Raw genomic sequence first — 2,669 nt, 5'->3', positions numbered from 1 at the left:
TTAAAACTGCCTTGGATGAGCACAACGACACAGCTGGCGACATTGCAGACAACAATCCTACTGTTCAACACAATACGACCGATAATATAAACCTTCAAACACCACGACGCACCCCAAAAGTTTTTAGCTATTCTTATAGAAATGGCCAGGCTCTTAATGGTGTTGTTTTGACTTATAATACCCTTAGTGTCACTTTTCGCAACTTCTTACTCTCCAGCCCAGGACAGGATATATTAAAAGAGTATGACTTCTACGGTATAGATGAGCATCAAAACAGTATGGATGATTGATTTTTTTATCACAATCACATCATCACTGACAATCCAAATGCCAGAGCCTTGTCAAAGTACAAAGGTATTTACCAATAGCTCAAGTGACAATGAATAGGTATAATTCATTAAATTTTATCTATTCATTGCTTTTGTAAGCGCTTTTTTCTACAATACCATCCCATAAAGCGCCTATAGCTCAACAGGATAGAGCAGTTGCCTCCTAAGCGATCGATCCGAGTTCGAGTCTTGGTGGGCGCACCAATCATTGTATTTAGACATAACCTCGCATTACCTCAAGCCCTTTAAACACCTATCATACCTAGTTATGAGTCTTTATTAAACACTTGTCATTACCTACTAGCACCTCTACAATGTTGTTAAATGAGTTGTTAAATAATATACAACATCATTTTTTGTTGTTAATTATGCACTGAGGTTGTTGTTAAACCTCTCAACACCTTGAGGTATAAGCCATGACGAGAAGACAAGACTACCGATTAACTGACGCTGGCGTGAAAGCCATTGCCAAACAGTCCACACCTACCAAAGTCACACGCCATGGTGATGGCAACAATTTATATCTTATACAACATCCAAATGGCTCATTATTTTGGCAGATGACATACCGCTATCAATCTGACAAAGATCTTAAGCCCAAGCAAAAGACCTATCAAATAGGAATTTACAAGCCAGCTAAACAAGTCATTGACTCTACATTCAAACCAGAGGTGTCGCTAAAAGAAGCACGGCTGGTACGTGATAAAGCTCAGGCACTGCTCAGTGATGGCGTTGACCCAACTGAACATAAGAACCATGAAAAAAATAACTTTGAGCAAAAAGATTTATTTAGAGTTATCGCTAAGAGCTATATCAACGAAAGATCTAGCACGACGCCTAAAAATATTCAAAAACTTCATAACTATTTAGATAAGCATATCGCACCGCATATAGGCGACTACCCTATTGGCTCTATTACGGCACAAGATATCATTAAAACTGGGCTAGCAATCCAAACCTATTTTGAAGAACGCGGTAAATGGACAACCGATACTTCACACAAATGTGTTGCCTTGATCAGCTCAGTTTTTGAGTATGCTATCAATACATTGGGCTATGACATCATTAATATCGCTTATGGTCGTAGTAAAGCATTACGACCCCATAAGCCTGAGCGTATGAAAGCGATTGAGCAGCACCAATTCCCTGAGCTACTACGCAATATTGATCAATACGGTGCAGATAATCCAAATTCGCATCAACAGACTATCGCTGGCATGCAGCTGATGACGCTATGTTTCGTCAGAACGAAAGAGCTAAGATTTTTTGAGTGGTCAGAGATTGACTATCATAAAAACGTCTGGCGTATCCCAGCGCATAAGATGAAAATGCGTCAAGATCACATTATTCCGTTGTCACCGCAGGCAATGGCCATTATCGAGCGTATGAGACCTTTGACAGAAAAAACGGGTTATGTCTTTTACAATTTTGAGCGTAGTAAGCCTTATAGCGATGTCTGGTTCAATCAGGCATTAAAACGTATGGGCTATACAGGTGATCCCTACCCTAAAATGACTGGTCATGGATTCAGACAACTTGCAAGCACAGGATTATATGAGTTGCAATTTAGTCAGAACCTTATAGAAATACAGCTAGCCCACCTTGAACAGTCTAGCGTTAAAAAAAGATATGATTTATCTGCACATCTAGCAGAAAGACAAATGATGATGAATCAGTGGGCAAGTCATTTAGACAACCTCCGAGCTGGTACTGCTGTTAGTTTTGATCTTCTAACGCCTGATGAAATTAAGAGAGAGATGAATAATCGTAATGAGCAAGCGACTGATATAGCTTTGCATGATAAAGATATTTTGATAAAGAGCCTACAAGCGAAGGGTCTGCCAGATAAGTTATTAAGACAGCTTGTTGATTATATAAAGTAGTACTTAGATAAAGCTATTTATCATTTACAGGTTGTTAAAATAATAGATCTCTTGCAAAAGTATCAGCTCATGGTGTTCATTCCTTGCAAATATAGACAGTATATAGTGACCCCTGCCGTCAAATCCGTACACATAAACTTGGGAGATTTTAGTTACGCAGCCTGACGATAATAATCAAACCACATCTGTCTTGGCGATTTATAGCCCAAACCCTTTTGAATTCTCGTCTGATTATAGTAAAGCTCAATATATTGGCGAATGTCAGTCATCGCCGTAAATCTGGTTTTATAGTCTTGGTGGTATATCAGCTCATTCTTTAATATGCCCCAGAAGCTTTCTATGGGTGCGTTGTCGAAACAATTGCCCTTGCTACTCATTGAACCTGTAAACTGATGCTGCTTAATGATCTTATGGTACGCGTGGCTACAGTACTGACTGCCTCTGTCAGAGTGAACGA

General features: G+C 39.4%; 2 protein-coding genes, 1 tRNA gene and 1 pseudogene. 3 read left to right on the top strand and 1 reads right to left on the bottom strand.

What is annotated here, in order from left to right:
* The 3 genes and pseudogenes from L0J61_RS10470 to L0J61_RS10460 form a co-directional block, all read left to right on the top strand.
* Positions 1-290 (top strand): annotated as a pseudogene (locus L0J61_RS10470) (hypothetical protein); the annotation flags it as partial.
* A 167-nt stretch (positions 291-457) separates the two neighbouring features.
* Positions 458-533, top strand: a tRNA-Arg gene (locus L0J61_RS10465).
* 212 nt (positions 534-745) lie between these two features.
* The gene (locus L0J61_RS10460) at positions 746-2,212 is read left to right on the top strand and encodes a tyrosine-type recombinase/integrase (protein ID WP_301466381.1); all 1,467 of its coding nucleotides are present in this window, start codon (positions 746-748) and stop codon (positions 2,210-2,212) included.
* A gap of 152 nt (positions 2,213-2,364) precedes the next feature.
* On the opposite strand, the gene L0J61_RS10455 is transcribed toward L0J61_RS10460, so the two are convergent.
* Positions 2,365-2,669, bottom strand: a 305-nt coding sequence (locus L0J61_RS10455) for an IS3 family transposase (RefSeq protein WP_301466380.1), incomplete at its 5' end; no start/stop codon positions are given.

The sequence above is a fragment of the Psychrobacter sp. genome, from assembly GCF_030457785.1.
GTDB lineage: Bacteria > Pseudomonadota > Gammaproteobacteria > Pseudomonadales > Moraxellaceae > Psychrobacter.
This window is presented reverse-complemented; position numbering and strand designations above follow the sequence as displayed.

Bases quoted from the DNA above. Each gene is read 5' to 3' on its own strand.
- L0J61_RS10460 (WP_301466381.1), top strand. From the start codon at position 746: ATGACGAGAAGACAAGACTACCGATTAACTGACGCTGGCGTGAAAGCC.